Source organism: Agrobacterium sp. CFBP2214 (genome assembly GCF_030209895.1).
Lineage (GTDB): Bacteria > Pseudomonadota > Alphaproteobacteria > Rhizobiales > Rhizobiaceae > Agrobacterium > Agrobacterium radiobacter.
In genome coordinates this window covers 1-17,159 of record NZ_JARVRC010000002.1, presented here as the reverse complement: position 1 = coordinate 17,159, position 17,159 = coordinate 1, and the positions used below count along the sequence as shown (strand labels likewise).

Below are 17,159 nucleotides of genomic sequence, written 5' to 3'. Positions count from 1 at the left end.
CAATGACTGCATTCAAGCTGCCGGCCTCTCGTCAAAGTCGCCAGTACATTGGCGGTCGCCTGCCAATTTGACGAAGCCCTCGCGCCAGCAGGACCAGACGCTACACAGGCGGCATCGGATACGCAAACACAGAAAATACGCGCTGATCGTTTAAAAGTGCTCGATTGTACAATATCACTTGGCGGTGGCCTGTTCGCTTGATGTCTGGTTCACGGCGAGGCCTCGAAATGAAAATTGGTTCTGTTAAAATCACACGGGTGGAGGAATATCGCGGGCCGGCTTTCATGCCGCGGGACTTGCTTCCGGATTGGTCGGCAGAAGCGGTGGCTCCGCATCTCAATTGGCTCGAGCCGCGTTATCTTGACCGGGGAACCGGAAGGTTGGTGATGTCGTGCCACAGCTGGCTCGTAGAGACGGAGCATCACAAAATTCTCATCGACACCTGCACGGGCAACCATAAGCAGCGGCCAGGCGGAGCTCCCTTGTTCGACATGCTGGACACCCCTTACATGGACCGGTTTGCGTCGACCGGGGTCCGCCCGGAAGAAATCGACTACGTCCTCTGTACTCACCTACATGCCGACCACGTCGGATGGAACACCCGCCTTTCAAGCGGGCGTTGGGTCCCGACGTTCCCGAACGCAAAATACGTGATGTCGAAGACCGACTACGATGCCCTCTTGGTGGAGGGCGGCGGTTCGTTCGCAGCCTGGGGCTCTCTACTGTATAAAGACAGCATCCTTCCGATCGTAGAAAGTCGCCAGGAACTGCTTGTCGACGGCGGTTTTCAGATCGGGGACAACCTCTTTGCCGAAGATTCGCCCGGTCATTCCCCTGGCCATCTTCTTTTCGCCCTCCGCGACGATGATCAGGAAGGGCTGTTCAGCGGTGACATTATTCATCATCCGATTCAGGTCTATTACCCTGAATGGAGCAGCGCGTTCTGCTTTGATGCCGACCAGGCCACGAAAACACGTAAACGTGTCCTTGAGCGTGCCTCTGACAGGGGGAGTGTTTTGTTGCCCGCGCACTTTGCAGGACGCGGCGCGTGTTGCGTTTCCCACAGCGCTAAGGGTTTTGCATGCATCGGTCTTGACGAGGGTTCGTCAACGATTACCGAACCCATGCATAACTCGCTCGCTTAGATCCTCACTCGGAAATGCCAGCTGTTATAAGGCGAGCAAGCGCTCTGCGGTTTGAAGCTCTATTCTGGGCGGTGCTTCCGGGAACGCTTTCAGCGCTGCCTCTATCATCCGCTTCGAAGTCGACCGTTCGTCATCCTGCAACCATTCAGCGTTGCTATTGGCGGCTCTCAGTTGCCAGAGCGGTGACTTCTGAGTGATCGCGCCAGCGATCGCTTGGGAATATAGGTCGCGTGCCATTGCGGGATCGCTGTGACGAACGATATCGCCCTTTATCCTGAGGAGTTCCGGACGGCACCAGCCGGCATCCCCGGCGAGCGCCCAATCCACCAGATCCGCTCCGCAGCGCTCTCCTGCAAGCGTTATCACCGTCTCGAGCCGGGACCCGTTGGTGTCTCCAACGAATGCGGTTTCGAACTGCCTTGTCGTGGCGTTTGATTCCGGGAACAGCAGCTCGAAGGCATCTGCCCAAAGCTGCGACCTGAACATCGAGTGTTTCGTCGACAGTTCTCGAAGAAGTGCGAGATGGTGTCGCGCAACCTGAAATTCACCCAGACCGAAATACACAGGAAACGCAGAAACATATATCGCAAGGCATATTGATATCGCATCGTCCAGGTTCAGAGCCTCGGCGATGGCTTCGTCCGCGAGAGAAATCGCGCGCTGCGAGAATCCCTGGATCCAGGAAGTTTTGGCCATCAACATCAGTGCGACCGTTTTTTGATCGAATCCGGCACCGCTCGTTAGCGTGCGGCCGATCGGCCCGCGGGTGGCTTCGACGGCAAGAGTGCAAAGCTGGTGGGTCTTCTCATGCTGCCCGAGGAAGTGGGTGTTCATGGCAAGAATTCTGCTGCTGGCGCCATGCGCAAGCTTGCCGAACTTGGACTCCAGCTGAAGCGCGATCTCAGCAGCCTCCGCATATCTTCCCTGGGTTGTTATGATTGCGCATCTCCCACTGTGAGCCCTGACGATCTCGACGTGGTCGCCGATCGTCTCCGCGATCTCAGCCGCCTTTTCGAATTCTCGCAGCGCTTGTTGGTCCGCACGCAACCCTCTCACATGGAAGAGCACGAGGCCCAGCGTCGAACGAAGCTGAGTCTCGATCAGAGGGTCAACGTTGGCGGTCGTTTCCATCAGTGCCATAGCCCGCTCGACGACCTTCAGTTGCTCGTTCATCAAGCCCAGTTGTGTCCAGAGGATATGAGATGCGGCCGTGATCTCGAAGCACAATTTCCGCTGACCTGTGTCGAAACACCAGTCAAGCGCGGCGCGGATATCGTTGATGAGGTCGCCGTGCGCTTGAAGCCACTCGAACTTATCGAGATTTCGCCACCCAGCTTTCGCGTGTTCCAGTTCCGCGCCGACCCAACGAGCATGTGACAGGCCGCACGCTTCCGCGAATTCGCCGGCGTTAAGCTGCCTACGAGCGAAGGCACGGGTCATTTCCAATAGACGAAGGCGCCCGTCGCCGCGGGATGTCGATACCAGCGACTTCGACCGCAGGGCGGAAAGCGCGTCCGAGAACGTTTCTCTATCGAGAAAATCCCTGGCTATCGACCAAGCCGCATCGCCTGTAAACGGTCCTGCGAACACCGAAAGGCAGTTGAGTAGAAGTCGCTCCTCAGTTGTGAGTAGGTTGTAGCTCCACTCGATTGTCGCCCTCAGAGTCTGCTGTCGGGGAGGGGCCGTCCTGCGACCGCGCCAGAGGGTGTTGATCGGATCACTGAGGGAAGAGGCTGTGTTTTGAAGGCCAAGCCCTGCCACACGTGATGCCGCTAGTTCAATCGCCAGCGGGATTCCGTCTAGTCTGCGGACAATATCGGCGGCAATCGAAATGTCTTTCATTTCGGTAAGCCCATTCTGGCCCGTGGCGAAAATCAAACGTTCGTTGAAGAGTTCCAGTGCGGAAAAGTCGTGACAGGCGGAGGGCAGATCGTCTTTCTTCGGAACCTCCAGGCTAGGCAGGAGCCGGACCTTCTCCGAAGCGATCCTCAAGGGTTCGCGGCTTGTAGCGATTACAGAGGTGGAGGGTGTTAGTTGAAGAAGCCTGTCGATGACGCCGGCGCAGCTGTCGATCAGGTGTTCGCAATTGTCAAACACCAGGACGGTACGCGAATTCCCCAACGCTTGAACGATGCCAGGCATGGGGTCCGACGAAAAGACGCTTAGGCCAAGCGACGACGCCAGGTGCGAGACTATCAATTCCCCGTTGGAGAGGGCTGCGAGGTCGAGAAAGACGACACTGTTGTTCTCAGTGGCGAGGGAGCGGGCAATTTCGATTGCTGCCGAAGTCTTTCCGATGCCTCCCGGCCCCGTGATCGTCATCAGCCGCATCGAGCGCATCAATTCCACACTGTGTGCGAGGAACTCATCCCGTCCGATCAAACGCACGACCGTTGCCGGCAGGCCGTAGCGTGTCGTAGGCGCTGTGCTGGCAGAGGAATCATCGGTGATCGTGGAAACTGGCTTGGCAAACTTGTATCCAAGTCCCGGTATGCTTTCGATACAAAGCGTTTGCTCACCATCGTAGATGGCCTTGCGAAGTGCCACCATATGGACGCGCAACGAAGCCTCGTCGACATACGTGCTCGGCCATACGGTCCTGATGATCTCTTCTTTCGTGACGACTGTTCCGGCCTTCTCGAGCAGGCACGTCAGTACATCGAAAGCTCTCGCGCCGATGCGTATGGCTGCCTCGCCCTTGCTCAACCGGCGCTGGCCTGGATCCAGTTCGAATTCGCCAAACCGATAGATAGTCACATTCACCTCGGGATGGAACGTCAGGGCAGGTACCAACGTTCGCAAGATATTAATTAGTAAAATACTTCAGCAAGACGACTGGAGTGGAACCAGTTCCGACGGCACCCAAAATAAGGCTGCATCATTCGTCTACGCAACTATCCATGTGTATGGTTCAACGCATTTTGACTTGTGGTTTCACCACCTTGGGCGTCGGACCATGCGTCGGCTTTGTCGAAGGTTTCAAATATGACTGTTCAGGTTTTGAGGTGCAAGGCAAATTCTTGGCCACATGTGTTGAGCAACTGAATCTGGTCCGGGCTGCGCACTTCACCTCCCGGCTGTTGCTTATCCCATATGACGTAAATTGAGATCCCTCAATTTCGCAAACCTGATTTCCACTCCAATCCACACTTGGCTTGGGACGCTACGGACATAGCCACAACCGGCGGTGACCATATGTCGTGATTTTGCGGAGGCCCAATCATCCAATTTTCAAACGCTCGAGCCAGTTAATTGTCTGACATTCGATAATGGAGGTCGAGATGACTGCCCCACGTGAACTCGGCACGCCGGTCCAGCAACAGGTTTATAGTCTCATTGAGGCTATCGGCTATCTGTCGACAGCCACGACGCCGGAAGAGGTTTTGACCAAGATGCGCTCCGCGGCAAATAAATTGATGTCTGCGGAGGGTATCGTCATAATACGAAGAAGCGGAGATGACTATCATTGCGTTGCGGAAGACGCATCTGTACCGCATTGGGTCGGCAATAAAATCGATATCTCTGAACACGGATACGTGACCCTGCACGGGGGCATAAGAGGAAAGTCGATTTCGGGGGAGGCGCTCCGAATATCGGGTACAGAAATGCGTTACAAGCTGACAATGCGTCTGGCTCCATCGGAAACGGGTTTCGCAATAGCGGCATATTGGCATCCGCGTCGCACGCCGACCGAGTTCGAGTTGAAGGTTGCATCTGCCCTCGATATGGCTGGGCGCGCAGCTCTCCGGCGGCTGAAATCAGGAGCAGAAATTACCGAGCTTAAAGAACTTATTGAATCCATCAGGTTGTCGCATCGAGAGCTCGCCCACCGACTCAAGAATGCATACGCCAGCGTGATCGGAGTTGCTAGGCTGACATTGGATGCCGACGCCGCTGATGATCTGGGAGCGCGCCTGAAAGCACTATCTGCGGTACATGACCTTCTCGATCGGGAAACCGGGCACCCCCCGGATCTCGTTGGTCTTCTAACCCGGGTGCTGTCTCCGTACCAGCGCTCGCAAGGGGATCCGATTGCTCTGGAGGGCGAGCAGGTCTTACTTTGCAGCTCTGATGCAACGGTGCTCGGGATTGTGATGAACGAGCTGGCCACAAACGCGCTCAAGCACGGAGCGCTGTCGATTCGAACGGGTCATGTCCAGGTGGGTTGGCTGAAAACGGACAATTGGTTGTCTGTCCGTTGGCGCGAGTACGGGACGTCTTGTTCGAGCTCGCCAGTCGCGGGTGACGGATCTGTCCTCCTTCGTCGCTTGATTGAGGATCGACTCGGCGGGCGCATCGAACGGGAGTTCAATGACAATGGCATTGCGATCCGGGTTGAATTCCCAGTGATAGGGTAGGGCCGAGAAGGCCCACCTTCGCCGTTATTGGCTTCACAGTGCCGAGGCGCTCTGAAAAACCGCTGGTTCCGGTGCTTGCCTCTGAACTTGATCAACACTCCAACCCACGAGGGTCGAAAATCCGGGTATATCCCGAGTGGTCAGATCGCGAAGGAGAACACCTTGGAGCGCTCTGTCACCCTCAACGTTATATCACATCAGTTTCCAGAGATTCTTTACGAATTCCTGAAGCGCTTTATTCGTTGTTCTGGTTCAACGAGGTGAGCGGGCCGCGTTCCTCTAAAGTCTGAAGGTCCCGGAGAACAAGGGCATATTCGGTCTTGATTGAAACGGTTAGACGGTCCCGCCTGCCGCGATGACCGCCTCAGTCGTGTCAACATCGTGCAGGGCGGCCGCTCCGATTTCAACTTCGACAATCGGAATGCCTGAATGTCGAATGATATTTCGCGCCCCCACGTCGCCCTCGAGGGACATCAGGTCGCCAAACAACGACTTTGGAATGATCACCGGGTTCCCGCGAACGCCTCCGTGTGCCGCGACGACAATCGATCGTCCGTCGTCAGCGGCAAATGCGTCAATAACCGAATTCAGATTCACTGTTGAAATCGTAGGCATGTCGGCCAGCATGACCAACACGCCATCCGCGGAGCGAGCTTCCGGCATCGTCAATCCAGCCATCAACGAACTGGAAATCCCAAGTGGGAAATCGCGGTTAGTGGCTATGTTGATTGGAAGGCCGGCAAGAACCGAAATGATGTCTGCGGCCTGAAAGCCAACGACTACGACAACGGAATTGGCATTGCTTTTGCTTGCGCGCAAGGCAGTCCGTCTCACGAGTGGAACGCCCTCGAACTCTGCGAGGAGTTTATTGTCCTCGTCGCTTCCATAGCGACTGGCCTTTCCTGCTGCCAGCAAGATGATAGTGACTTTTGGGTGCTGCTCGAGAATGTCCGTCAACTCCTTCTAAGCGAGGATTTTCGTCCGCGCATAACGCCGAGGCTGGCGACTTGATTGAACGTTCCAGTCGCGTGTCGACTAAAGATGGTGATCAACAGTACATATTTCTGCAGAAGGAGAGTTCTAACGTAGCTGAAGTTCCCGAAGTACCATATCCACGATTGACTGCGGGGTGGGTAGCCAGAGGTCGAATCGTGTCCCGTATCGGTCTTTTCCCTCGCCGGGACCTGCCTTTGGCGTCACCACCGGGCAGCCGCTCAGCGCCTACATATGTGCCTCGATCAGCGTGAATGGACTTCAGCGCCGCGGCACATGGGCCGCCTCGGTCGGCCATCGGCGACAAGGCGAGGTCATTCCTTTTCGGGCAAAAGGGCCTTGCGCACAAGTTTTTGCCGTTGTTGGTGTCTTTATCGTTTGTTGAACGCGGAGGGCGTCAACGACGCAGGGAAATCCTGGTAGGAAACGGGCCGCAGGAACCGATAGATCGCCATCGTGCCGACCGAGGTGGACCTACCGTCGGACGTCGCCGGATAAGGGCCCCCGTGGACCATGGCCGGCGACACCTCCACACCCGTTCCGAAACCGTTCACTAGCAGGCGTCCCGCTAGCAGTTCAAGGGCCGGAATGAGCGGTTTTGCGATCTCAAAGTCATCTTGGTCAATGTGAAGGGCAACCGTCAATTGACCTTCCAGCGCGGTGAGAACGCGCTGAAGTTCGTCATGATTCGCGCAACGGACCACAAGGCTAGCCGCACCGAAGATTTCCTCCTGAAGCTGGGCATCTTCAATCAATGCCGATCCTGTGGTCGCGAAAAGCACCGCTTGGCCCTCGATCATGGTTCCAGGTTTTCCTCGACCTACTACCTGAACGCTCGACTTGGACTCCAGCGTTGCAGTTCCACGTCGGAAAGCATCACAGATCCCGGCGGTCAGCATCGTTTGGGCTGCCGCTTCCGCGATGTGGGTCGCTGCCTTGCTCAGAAACTCATCGAGACCCATTCCCTCGACTAGAAGAACTAGGCCTGGATTTGTGCAGAATTGGCCAGCGCCAAGCGTTAGTGAGCTGATGAACCCCTTCGCAATCTCATTTCCTCGGTTCGCAAGAGCAGCCGGGAAAATAATCACCGGGTTTATGCTGCTCATCTCCGCGTAAACAGGGATCGGCTGCTTTCGGCGCGATGCAATATCGAGCAAAGCCAGACCTCCGCGGCGGGAACCCGTGAATCCGACCGCACGGACGCGACTGTCTGCGACCAACGCCTGGCCTACCTCGAACCCGGCGTCGAACAGCAAGCTGAATACGCCCGGGGCTAGCATGGAATCGGCGACGGCTTTCTGAACGGCCCTTCCGACCAGCTCGGAAGTGCCCGGGTGGGCCGAATGAGCCTTGACGATTACCGGGCATCCCGCAGCAAGGGCAGAAGCCGTGTCACCACCTGCGACGGAAAAAGCCAGCGGGAAATTCGAGGACCCAAACACGGCTACAGGACCCAACGGGATGTTGCGAAGCTTGAGATCAGGCTTCGCGTTGGGCTTCCGCTCGGGGTCAGCAGGATCGACCCGAAGTTCCTGAAAACGACCGTCCCGCACCTCCTTTGCAAAAAGCTTCAATTGCCCGACGGTGCGCGCACGTTCGCCTTCAATCCGGCCTTTAGGAAGCCCCGTCTCCGCGCTAGCCCTTTCCACCAGTTCGTCTCCGAGATCGAGGATGTTCTCGGCGATGCGTTCAAGAAATAGAGCGCGTTCCTCCAGCGTTGTTTCGCGATAGGTCCCAAATGCTTCCCAAGATAACGCCAACGCCTTCTCTACCTGATCTGGTGTCGCTCCATGAAAGGCCCGGCCCAGCCGGTTGCCAATCGTCTGCTCGATGGCAAAGAACGCCGTTCCTTTGCCCGAGAAGCTCTCGCCGCCGATTAGAAGTTCGCCCTTGATAGCCATTTGTCATTCTCCGATTTCGATTATGCCGACATCGTCTGCGCGACCGTCGCTTCAGTTAATTGTCTACTATCAGCGTTGATGTGAACGTGATTGGCGGATCCGCTCCGCTCGTACGCAAGACGATCGGTTTTTGGAGACGATATTTGCAAGATCTCCGCGCTCAACGCTCGCATAGTCCGTGCGTACTCAGATCGGCCCGACGGAACGCATATTGTGGTTCGGGACCGCGGCAAACGCAAGGAACCTCACATGGACCAACAGCTACACTTACGCCGTATGGCAAGCCTCAGGACGCCGACAGGCTTGTCCGAGGATGCCGTTAAGGACATCTCTGCCGCTGCTACGACGCTGCTCGCCGATGTGTTTGCGCTCTATCTCAAGACCAAAAACTTTCACTGGCATATGAGCGGCGCGAGTTTCCGCGACCACCATCTCATGCTTGACGAGCACGGCGAGCAGTTGCTGGCGATGACTGACCCGCTTGCAGAAAGGGTTCGCAAGCTCGGTGGACCCACCCTCAGGTCTATCGGTGATATCGCAACGCGCCAGCGTATTGCCGACAACAACGCCGATTTTGTTCATCCTCATGAAATGCTGGCCGAACTCCGTGAAGACAATGCCGGCCTTGTTGCAAGCTTGCGCAACCTCCATGGCGTCTGCGATGAGCACGCTGACATAGCAACGGCAAGCCTTCTGGAGAACTGGATTGATGAAGGCGAGCAACGAGTCTGGTTTCTCTTTGAGATCCTGCGTGACACCAACCGCTGAGTGAACGCCAACTTTCCGTACGGCTACAACCTTGCCAACATCGCAAGCCCGGTTGGCGCGGGTTTGGGCTTTCAAGCCGGCTGTACCACTAATGCACATCAAAACGCCAGCGGGCCGAGTCTCGGTGGCAACCTTAGGAGATTCCAATGACCAGCGTAATTCCAACCGCGTATAAGGATCCGGAAAACCCTGCGCTTCCCAAGGTAGAGTTCGATATCGATCTGTCGACCACGGCTCTTGTGATCACTGATCCTCAGATCGACTTTCTCAGCCCCAAGGGGGCAGCTTGGGGTGCATTTGGTGAGAGCATCACCGAGCACAATACCGTGGAGAATATCGGCCGCCTCTTCGAAAACTCGAAGCGAGCCGGCATCAGTGTCGTCATCTCACCGCATTATTACTACCCGGTCGATCATCGCTGGGACTTCGCCGCGACAGGTGAGACCCTCATGCACAAACTGCGTATGTTCGACCGTCGTGATCCGCTCTCACTTGAAGGTTTCGACGGATCAGGCGCTGATTGGATGCCTGAATATAAGCAATACATCGAGGACGGAAAGACCATCGTCTGCTCGCCCCACAAGATTGCCGGGCCACAAACGAATGACGTGATCTTCCAACTGCGAAAGAAGCGCATCGACAAGGTTATCCTTGCGGGTATGGCAGCCAATTTCTGCGTCGAGTCACACCTTCGCGACTTCGTGGAACACGGGTTCGAAGTTGCCGTGGTACGCGATGCCACTGCGGGCAGCAAACTACCCGAGGGAGACGCCTACATGGCGGCCCTCGTAAACTTCCGGTGGTTCGCGAACGCGCTATGGACGACCGACGAGGCTTCAAATCACCTTGAATTAGCTGCACGCAAAGCTTAAGGGCTTCCCCGCCCTTCGGGGCGGGATTGCCTGTCTGACATCAGGCAGCGAGGGCGAACGCTTCTAGACGAGATTGCGCTGCGAGCGCAGCACCGGCGGCCTGCCCGGAGCGGGCCGTTCGGGTCCGGAGAATACCGGTGGTGGCGGGAGTATGGGCTCGCCGCGGGATCGTCGCTGAGCCATTGCTTGGCAGCGATCGCCAAGGTCATCGCCGTATGTCGGGTTCAACAAGGCGGCGGATCACGGAAAGCCCCTCGGTATATACGCGAGGGGCTTTGTCACCTGTAAAGATTGGCTAGCTGCTGAGCGTCGCCAACCGCGGACGTGCAGGAGACCTTATCATCCCGAGGGACAGCCCCATTACGAGCCAAGTCACGAGGTTTGCCGCAAGGGTCCCGATCACGAACTCATGGTGCAGAGTTGCGGGCACCAATGTCTCCATTTCTGGGGCAGCTGGAGCGCCAATTAGGAATGGCATTGCCACAAGAACCGCCGCAGCAATGAGGGCCAGAGGACTACGATAGTTGACGGCGGACACGATCGCGCCGGCAGTGCAGGCCGTGCAAGTAATCCACCAAACCTGACGTTGAAGGAGGTCCGGGGCGGGCATCCCGGGAAGCTCCGGCGGAAGGCCAAGTGCGGGAACGAGGCTGAAGATAAGGTATCCGGCAGCGCCCCAGGCAAGACCGGATTTCCAAGAGGCCAAGCTCCCTTTTAGTTCGGCGAGCACAGTCATCATAAGCGCGAAGCCGACATGCGCCAGCATCATGCCGACGACGGTCAACGTGTTTCTCGCGAATGCGGACATCTCAGGGTGCTCGTGCCCCCCCTGTTCGCCAGCATGGGCGTGTTCAGCCGCATGCTCGGATATCTCTGCTTGGAGGATCATCGGCACAGTAATCGAGATATTGAGCGCCGAGGCGAAAATGCCGCCGATGGATCCCGCGATTATCGCCGCGAAGAAGAGCTTTTGAAGATAGGCCATTGCATCAACCTCAATGGCACGGAAAACTTAGGGTGTGACGGACATCATGGGCGGCATTGTGGACTGCTGGGATTCCGGCGAAGCCCACACCGCCAACTAGCAGTACGCCCAGAAAGCCGAGCATGAGTAGTTCGAGCGCTTTTGCTGGCGCTCGTACGTGGGCGATTTTTTGTTCAGTAATTGTCGTCATAACGGTTCCTCTGTCTCTTAGGATACTTCGTTGCTGGTGGCCGCAATTGCAGCGGATTTGAGTGCCTCGGACATCTTCTGAATTGGCCCGTCGATCGAGAGGCCATGTCGTCGCGCGATATAGGCAGGCTCGTTGTACGACAGCCACTGTTTACCTTGATGGGTCCACGCAAGTGCCTTGAGCGGCAGATCGATACCTGAATGCGGCGCGTCGATGAGCAGAAGAGTGCCGACTTTCGGATTGCCGAAGATGAGTAGCACTGCGTCCTCCATAACCAACCCGGCATCCCTTGCGTCCGCTGCGAAGTCGATGAGAGCAAATACTTTCATTCCGGCCCTTTCCACCGCGGAACGAAACCGCTCGATCACAATGCTCGGCGGTAGCCGGGTCTCCAGGGCCGTCATACCCTCAGGTCTGATCATTGGGCTGACCTCGAAATTGGACGACGTTGGCGAGGTATGTCCCGCGTATTCTCGAACGCGACTTTGGTGATACCAAGCGCCACAAGCAAACCGACAACCTGAGCCACGGCAAACGTAGCCGCGGACGCCACGCTCAACGCGACCGGGCCAGCGGCGAACGCTGCGGCAAGAGTGACCGCGGGATTGGCAAAAGACGTTGAAGGCGTGGCTAAAATGGCTGCAACAAGCCAGGCACCAACGGCGAACGGACCCGTATCTGGCTTGCCACTGCGTCCGCAACCGATGACGATCGTAAGCAGGCCCGTTGAAGCTACAATCTCGCTAATGACTAGGCCAAGTGAGGGCGTGTGGCCCATGATCGGACTGGAGGATGCTCCGAACATCGTTGTGGCAATGATCGCGCCAAGGGCCCCGCCCAACATCTGGGCGATTACATACGCGATCGTGCATGTAGTCGGACGTTCACCTCGGAGCCACTGCCCGACAGTGATCAAGGGGTTGTAGTGGCCCCCGGAAACTTTTCCGAGAGCGATGATCAATCCCACTAGCGAACCGGCGATCGAGATCGCGATAACGAGCGATGTGGCGATCGGTTCCCCCGCGAGCTTGTGCTCGACGGTGAGGCCGGAGCCCACCATCGCAACCGCCAGCAAGCAAGTCCCGACTGCCTCGACAAACGAACGCCTGAGTACCGGTATCGTCCCATCTGCCTCGAAGAAGCAAGCCGCTTCGCGCGTCACTGTGAGGTCAGCCATTAGCTTGGCCTTGTGACTTCGAGCGCGCCTCGACTTCAGCCATTTTGGTGGCGATATCACTCGGGGTCAGAATACCTTTCTGGAACAGGATGTTCGCGAAGGCGATGATCCAGCGCTCATAATAGGAGAGCTTCCCGATCATCTCCGAGCCGAGCGCTTCGACGCCGCGGCGCTTCTCCTCGGTATTGATGATCTTGTGAAAATCAAGGACGTCCGCGAGTGCGTGGCAGCGCTTTTCCCACGGCAGAAGTTCGTGTTCGACACGTTCAATTTTTCCGCCAATTTCCCCGCCGATATCATTGGGGAGTTTCTTTACGAGGCCTTCGCTGGACATCATGCAACCCTCTTTTGATATTCGACAGGGATGACGCCGATCATCGCGTCGCGCGTCACCAGTGCAGCAAGTTCCTCTTCAGATAGTCCTTCAGTACCCGCCGGCCGCATCGGCAGCACGAGGTAACGAACCATGGCCGTGGAATCGCTGACGACGATCTCGACATCATCGGGAATGTGCGTCCCGAACTCCTCGAGAACAGCACGAGGTTCGTAAACGGCTCGGGCCCGATACGGCTTGAGCTTGTACCAGTCCGGCGGCAAGCCCAGTACGGGTCGCGGGTAGCACGAGCACAGCGTGCAGACGATGAGGTTGTGGACTTCAGGCGTGTTTTCCAGAACGATCAACTGCGTGTCGTCGTAGAACGTGATGCCCAGTTCCTCGCAACCCTTTCGCCCGTCATCGAGTAGACGTTTGCGGAATTCGTCGTCGACCCAGGCTCGCGCAACGACCTTCGCACCGAGTGCCGGCGTGCGGGAATCCAAGACTTCGATCTGTCGCCGGATTTCGTCTGCGCCGAACAATTTGCGTTCGACGAGAAGCTCGCGAACCGCTGTTTCCATCATGTCGTAATAACTGGGAGGCTCCGTGACGGAGATGTCTTCATGCGGATGCGCGTGGTCGTGATGATGATCGTGCTCATCGTGATCGTGATTGTCGTCGTGCAAGGTCAAATCCTTTCGAGCCAGGTTTCAAAGACTTCGATCCTCAGGCCGTCTGTTGCTTGGCCCTTGTACTCAGCCCAGATTTCGGTCATCGGGATCGCAATACGGTAGTAATGACCTTTCGACCCGGCATTCCGGCCATAGCCTTCCTCCTCGTTGTCGACACCCATCGTCGGGATGACTCGTTCAACGATACCGGCCTTGCCGCGGAGGTAAGTGGGAAGTCGGTAGTGGCCGACTGGAAAGCGCACTGCCGTTTTCACACGTTCGCCAACTTGGAAGTCAGGAACTTCTCCAAGGGCGGGCGTGACAGTTTGCGCTATCGACTGTGCAATCATTTCAACGCTCCTTCATTTGGAGCCCCAAACTGAAGTCGTCGCTCTGAATGATATTGTAAAATTCAGCAGTCGCGGTTCCGGCGGTAACGCAAGTGGACGACATCTCGCGCCCCGATGTCGCAGCTACATCGTACAAGATTATTCCTGCTGTTCCTGTTTTACGGGGTCAGAACAAGAGCAGTCCGGAATCGTACGCTAAGGACGAACGGAATGAGAACTTATGCGACCCGCTGCAGCCTAGCTGGCAGACGGAGCAATCGAAATCCGTTCGGCATCTGATGTTCGGCATCCCAGGTGTAGATGCCGGTAAGATTGATATGCTCCCAACTGAGCGGCGAGATGTGTTTCAACAGAGTATCAGGAATATCTCGACCCGCTCGCTTCAGCTGTGTGATTGCACGGTCAAGATAGACTGTATTCCAGTGGACGATCGCGCTGACGACGAGGTTGAGACCAGAGGCGCGGAACGCCTGGCTTTCGAACGACCGGTCGCGGATCTCGCCTCGCTCGTGGAAGAAGACAGCGCGTTTCAGCTTATGGGCAGCCTCACCCTTGTTGAGGCCGGCCTGACAGCGTCGCCGCAATGCCGGACTTGAGTACCATTCGATCATGAAGAGCGACCTTTCGATACGGCCGAGTTCGCGGAGCGCCCTCGCGAGATGGCTTTGCTTCGGAGATGCGGACAGTTTCTTGAGGATCGTAGACGGTACCACGGACCGCGTCGTGATCGACGCCGCGAGATGGAGCAGATCGTCCCAATGGTCGAGAATCAGGGCGGTGTTGATCGGCGCCCCGATATGGTTCGACAGGGTTGGATATGCATCGCCCTTCTCAAACGTGTGGAACTTCCGGTCTTTGAGATTGCGCAGTCGCGGTGAGAACCGCTTTCCGATCAAGGCAAACAGCCCGAAGACATGATCACTGGCACCGCCCGTGTCGGTAAAGTGTTCCTGAATGTCGAGCACCGTGTCCTGATCGAAGAGCCCATCGAGCACATAGGCCGCCTCGCTCTCGGTGGGACTGATGGGCAAAATGCTGAAGTAGCCGTACTGATCTGATAGATGGCTATAGAATTTCGTCCCGGGTTCGCTGCCGTAGTGCAAATTGATGTCGCCGCGCTTTGCGGCTCGGTCGCTCGCACGAAAGAATTGGCCATCTGACGATGACGTTGTGCCATTGCCCCAAAGGCGGGAATGCGGATGCTGGGTGTGGACATCGGTGATGCACGCTTGCGCCGCGCGGTAGGTCTCCGATCGGGCGTGGAATGTGCGCATCCACCCAATCTGGTGAGCGCTGATCCCCTTGGAGGCGCCCGCCATTCGTTTGGGGCCAAGGTTCGTAGCATCGGCCAATACACCAGCCAGCATGGCAGAAACATTTTTTGGGACGTCGCCGGTGCGAACATGCGTGAATAAATCTGCAAAGCCAGTCCATTCATGCACTTCCCTTAACAGGTCGGGAACCTCGACCAACGGATACATATCGCTGATCTCGGCATTCAGTGCCTCGGCGGCCACAGGGATTTCGCTGGCAGTTGGTGTGATGATCAACGTTCCGGCCTCAAGACGAACTCCTTCGAGCTTTCCGGATCGTGCCCTGTGCGCCAGACGCTGCAGGTTGAAGTCGAGCATCTGACGCGCTTCGGCAAGCCACTGCGCGCCATCAGCTTGGACGCCTAATCCGAGACGATCCTCCTCCTTCAACGTGATGAATGTTGTTCGCGGCATCAAATGCTCGTCAATGGGCCGGAAAGATCGGCTGCCGTCGACCCAGATCTCCGCAGAACGAAGCCGGTCTCGCAAAGAAGCGAGTGTTGCGATCTCGTAGAGACGGCGATCAGGTTTCCCTTGTTCGAAGATAAGCCGTCGATCAGTTTGGCTGAGATGGGTGAGCGGCACGCGATCAGGGAGTGTCCGCCGCTTCTCGGCATAAAGCCGTTTCAGCAGCGCAATTGCCGCCAGAAGCGGGTCGTGGCGATGCGCCGAGCGAAACGTGAAGGCCTGAAGAAATGCACCATTGTATTTGTGGACGGTCGCGTATTGTTCGGCTGCCACGGTCAACGGCGGTGCCTCGTTGTCGTCGACCATCGACTCAAGCTCAGGCTTCATCCGAAGCAGCCGGTCCCAACCGACTTTCTGGTCGAGAACATCCAATGCGTTCCGACCATATTCGTTGGCGGACTGCAGTGCGGTGATCGTATCTAGAAACATGCGCAGCGCTTTGGCGGTATTCGCTCTGCAGTCCATCTGTCGCTGCTTCTTTCGATTGTTGGCTTGCGAGAACAATTTACCCATCAGCTTGATGAACATCGTCACCGCATCGTCCGTGAGCTTCTGGCAAAGCTTGATGACTTGGGCCACGATCAGAGCGTGGCGACGGCTGGCGTTGAAGTCGTTGGCAAGCCAGGCCGGCGTTGCGTTGCCCTCCCGGATCATCTGGTCCCACCGTCCGGATGACACGCGCGCCTGCAGTTCCGGATCGATCTCCAGCCGCCGCAGAAAGGCTATCCGCTCGGTCAGCCCGACGAGGTTCGACGCGGCCGGCGCTTCTGGTGCCGAACGCAGCCAATGAAAGCGGGTCTGGCCGATCGACGGGTCAACCTCTAACAGCCTATCCAGTGATTGAAGCCTATCGAGTGGGATGTCTTCAATCAGGGTTCTTTCTGCTCGCCGCCGGGCTATGGCACGGCCGGCAAGGCCGATGCGTTCGATCGTGTCGATCGCCGGCAGAAGAGCGCCGCGTTCGCGAAACGCGGCGACAGTCGAACTGGCTATCGCAGCACCGTCGTCGGACATGGTCGCCGCTTGAATTGCCGCCAATAGCGCGGCGCGGCGATCTTGCAGCGTCGCGCTTCTCGTATCCAGATACACCATTAGCCGCGCCATATGATCCCGACGGGTTTCTTCGCGGCGTGCATAGAGGGCAAATTCGTCTGGAGCGGCGCCGATCTGATCAGCAACATACTTCAGCATGGCGCGAGGCGGAGTTTCTTCTGCTCCAAGCACTCGACCCGGGTATCGCATTAGACATAGCTGGATGGCAAAGCCGAGCCGATTGTGATTACGTCTCCGCAGTTCAATCTCCAGGCGATCCGCCAATGACAACGAATAGTGTCGGATTAGGTTATCCTCGTCGACTGGTATGTCGACAAGCTTCCGGCGATCTTGATCTTTAAGAAGCTTGCGCTTTGCCATCGCCCGACTCCATTGATGAGCAATCTGCTCGAAGCGTTGTCGAGTCGGGCCGGACAGAGAAATCAAAATTGGCGCATGTCGATGGCAATCCACAGAGATCGGATGTTGCACATCCGATCTACGGTATCGTTCCGGTTTCGTTCGACCTTAGCGTACGATTTCGGACTGCTCTTGTTCCGACCCCATTATGAATCGTAACCAACCGCAGGAGTGCGCCGTCTTTGGAATAGATATTGGAA

General features: G+C 56.9%; 15 protein-coding genes. 4 read left to right on the top strand and 11 right to left on the bottom strand.

Translation table 11 applies throughout. The features are described 5' to 3' along the window. Positions 1-227 precede the first annotated feature (227 nt). The gene (locus QRN60_RS06980) at positions 228-1,145 is read left to right on the top strand and encodes an MBL fold metallo-hydrolase (RefSeq protein ID WP_052686829.1); all 918 of its coding nucleotides are present in this window, start codon (positions 228-230) and stop codon (positions 1,143-1,145) included. A 24-nt stretch (positions 1,146-1,169) separates the two neighbouring features. On the opposite strand, the gene QRN60_RS06975 is transcribed toward QRN60_RS06980, so the two are convergent. Further along, complete coding sequence (locus tag QRN60_RS06975) at positions 1,170-3,902, bottom strand: ATP-binding protein (RefSeq protein WP_129565178.1); 2,733 nt, start codon at positions 3,900-3,902, stop codon at positions 1,170-1,172. Between the two features lie 524 nt (positions 3,903-4,426). Here QRN60_RS06975 and QRN60_RS06970 point away from each other — a divergent pair. Then, positions 4,427-5,503 (top strand): sensor histidine kinase, encoded by a 1,077-nt coding sequence (locus tag QRN60_RS06970; RefSeq protein ID WP_160297381.1) that lies wholly within the window; start codon positions 4,427-4,429, stop codon positions 5,501-5,503. A gap of 333 nt (positions 5,504-5,836) precedes the next feature. Here the strand turns inward: QRN60_RS06970 and QRN60_RS06965 are convergent, their stop codons facing one another. Both QRN60_RS06965 and QRN60_RS06960 read right to left on the bottom strand, forming a co-directional pair. After that, positions 5,837-6,460, bottom strand: a complete 624-nt coding sequence (locus QRN60_RS06965) for a nucleotidyltransferase family protein (protein WP_064263923.1) — start codon at positions 6,458-6,460, stop codon at positions 5,837-5,839. A gap of 407 nt (positions 6,461-6,867) precedes the next feature. Further along, positions 6,868-8,397: an aldehyde dehydrogenase (NADP(+)) gene (locus QRN60_RS06960; RefSeq protein WP_111791600.1), complete on the bottom strand. Its 1,530-nt coding sequence runs from the start codon at positions 8,395-8,397 to the stop codon at positions 6,868-6,870. A 249-nt stretch (positions 8,398-8,646) separates the two neighbouring features. Here QRN60_RS06960 and QRN60_RS06955 point away from each other — a divergent pair, with 249 nt between their 5' ends. Together QRN60_RS06955 and QRN60_RS06950 are read left to right on the top strand one after the other, a co-directional pair. Then, on the top strand, positions 8,647-9,165 hold the full coding sequence (locus tag QRN60_RS06955; protein WP_111791601.1) for a Dps family protein: 519 nt from the start codon (positions 8,647-8,649) through the stop codon (positions 9,163-9,165). Between the two features lie 146 nt (positions 9,166-9,311). Further along, positions 9,312-10,037: a cysteine hydrolase family protein gene (locus QRN60_RS06950; RefSeq protein ID WP_045534772.1), complete on the top strand. Its 726-nt coding sequence runs from the start codon at positions 9,312-9,314 to the stop codon at positions 10,035-10,037. Between the two features lie 295 nt (positions 10,038-10,332). Here QRN60_RS06950 and QRN60_RS06945 read toward each other — a convergent pair whose 3' ends face one another. The 8 genes from QRN60_RS06945 to QRN60_RS06910 all read right to left on the bottom strand — a co-directional run bounded on the left by QRN60_RS06945 (position 10,333) and on the right by QRN60_RS06910 (position 16,920). Then, positions 10,333-11,022 carry a CbtA family protein gene (locus QRN60_RS06945; RefSeq protein ID WP_111791602.1) on the bottom strand — a complete coding sequence of 230 codons (690 nt, stop codon included), beginning with the start codon at positions 11,020-11,022 and terminating at the stop codon, positions 10,333-10,335. 10 nt (positions 11,023-11,032) lie between these two features. Then, positions 11,033-11,212, bottom strand: a complete 180-nt coding sequence (locus QRN60_RS06940) for a CbtB domain-containing protein (RefSeq protein WP_111791603.1) — start codon at positions 11,210-11,212, stop codon at positions 11,033-11,035. Positions 11,213-11,229: 17 nt separating this feature from the next. Then, a complete protein-coding gene (locus QRN60_RS06935) occupies positions 11,230-11,634 on the bottom strand; it encodes a DUF302 domain-containing protein (RefSeq protein ID WP_045534774.1) in 405 nt (134 codons plus the stop codon). Next, positions 11,631-12,389 carry an aquaporin gene (locus tag QRN60_RS06930; protein ID WP_045534776.1) on the bottom strand — a complete coding sequence of 253 codons (759 nt, stop codon included), beginning with the start codon at positions 12,387-12,389 and terminating at the stop codon, positions 11,631-11,633. The genes QRN60_RS06935 and QRN60_RS06930 overlap by 4 nt, the downstream gene beginning before the upstream one ends. Continuing rightward, positions 12,382-12,726, bottom strand: a complete 345-nt coding sequence (locus tag QRN60_RS06925) for an SH3-like domain-containing protein (protein ID WP_045534778.1) — start codon at positions 12,724-12,726, stop codon at positions 12,382-12,384. The genes QRN60_RS06930 and QRN60_RS06925 overlap by 8 nt, the downstream gene beginning before the upstream one ends. Next, on the bottom strand, positions 12,723-13,397 hold the full coding sequence (locus QRN60_RS06920) for a nitrile hydratase subunit alpha (RefSeq protein ID WP_111791604.1): 675 nt from the start codon (positions 13,395-13,397) through the stop codon (positions 12,723-12,725). Before QRN60_RS06920 ends, QRN60_RS06925 begins: the two co-directional genes overlap by 4 nt. Beyond that, complete coding sequence (locus QRN60_RS06915) at positions 13,394-13,726, bottom strand: SH3-like domain-containing protein (RefSeq protein WP_111791605.1); 333 nt, start codon at positions 13,724-13,726, stop codon at positions 13,394-13,396. Before QRN60_RS06915 ends, QRN60_RS06920 begins: the two co-directional genes overlap by 4 nt. Before the next feature lie 218 nt (positions 13,727-13,944). Beyond that, a complete protein-coding gene (locus QRN60_RS06910; RefSeq protein WP_129567464.1) occupies positions 13,945-16,920 on the bottom strand; it encodes a Tn3 family transposase in 2,976 nt (991 codons plus the stop codon). Between the last annotated feature and the right edge of the window lie 239 nt (positions 16,921-17,159).

What these genes read in the sequence shown, in the direction of transcription:
- QRN60_RS06980 (WP_052686829.1), top strand. Translation starts at nt 228, where the DNA reads ATGAAAATTGGTTCTGTTAAAATCACACGGGTGGAGGAATATCGCGGG.
- QRN60_RS06970 (WP_160297381.1), top strand. Translation starts at nt 4,427, where the DNA reads ATGACTGCCCCACGTGAACTCGGCACGCCGGTCCAGCAACAGGTTTAT.
- QRN60_RS06960 (WP_111791600.1), bottom strand. Translation starts at nt 8,397, where the DNA reads ATGGCTATCAAGGGCGAACTTCTAATCGGCGGCGAGAGCTTCTCGGGC.
- QRN60_RS06955 (WP_111791601.1), top strand. Translation starts at nt 8,647, where the DNA reads ATGGACCAACAGCTACACTTACGCCGTATGGCAAGCCTCAGGACGCCG.
- QRN60_RS06950 (WP_045534772.1), top strand. Translation starts at nt 9,312, where the DNA reads ATGACCAGCGTAATTCCAACCGCGTATAAGGATCCGGAAAACCCTGCG.
- QRN60_RS06945 (WP_111791602.1), bottom strand. Translation starts at nt 11,022, where the DNA reads ATGGCCTATCTTCAAAAGCTCTTCTTCGCGGCGATAATCGCGGGATCC.
- QRN60_RS06940 (WP_111791603.1), bottom strand. Translation starts at nt 11,212, where the DNA reads ATGACGACAATTACTGAACAAAAAATCGCCCACGTACGAGCGCCAGCA.
- QRN60_RS06935 (WP_045534774.1), bottom strand. Translation starts at nt 11,634, where the DNA reads ATGATCAGACCTGAGGGTATGACGGCCCTGGAGACCCGGCTACCGCCG.
- QRN60_RS06930 (WP_045534776.1), bottom strand. Translation starts at nt 12,389, where the DNA reads ATGGCTGACCTCACAGTGACGCGCGAAGCGGCTTGCTTCTTCGAGGCA.
- QRN60_RS06925 (WP_045534778.1), bottom strand. Translation starts at nt 12,726, where the DNA reads ATGATGTCCAGCGAAGGCCTCGTAAAGAAACTCCCCAATGATATCGGC.
- QRN60_RS06915 (WP_111791605.1), bottom strand. Translation starts at nt 13,726, where the DNA reads ATGATTGCACAGTCGATAGCGCAAACTGTCACGCCCGCCCTTGGAGAA.
- QRN60_RS06910 (WP_129567464.1), bottom strand. Translation starts at nt 16,920, where the DNA reads ATGGCAAAGCGCAAGCTTCTTAAAGATCAAGATCGCCGGAAGCTTGTC.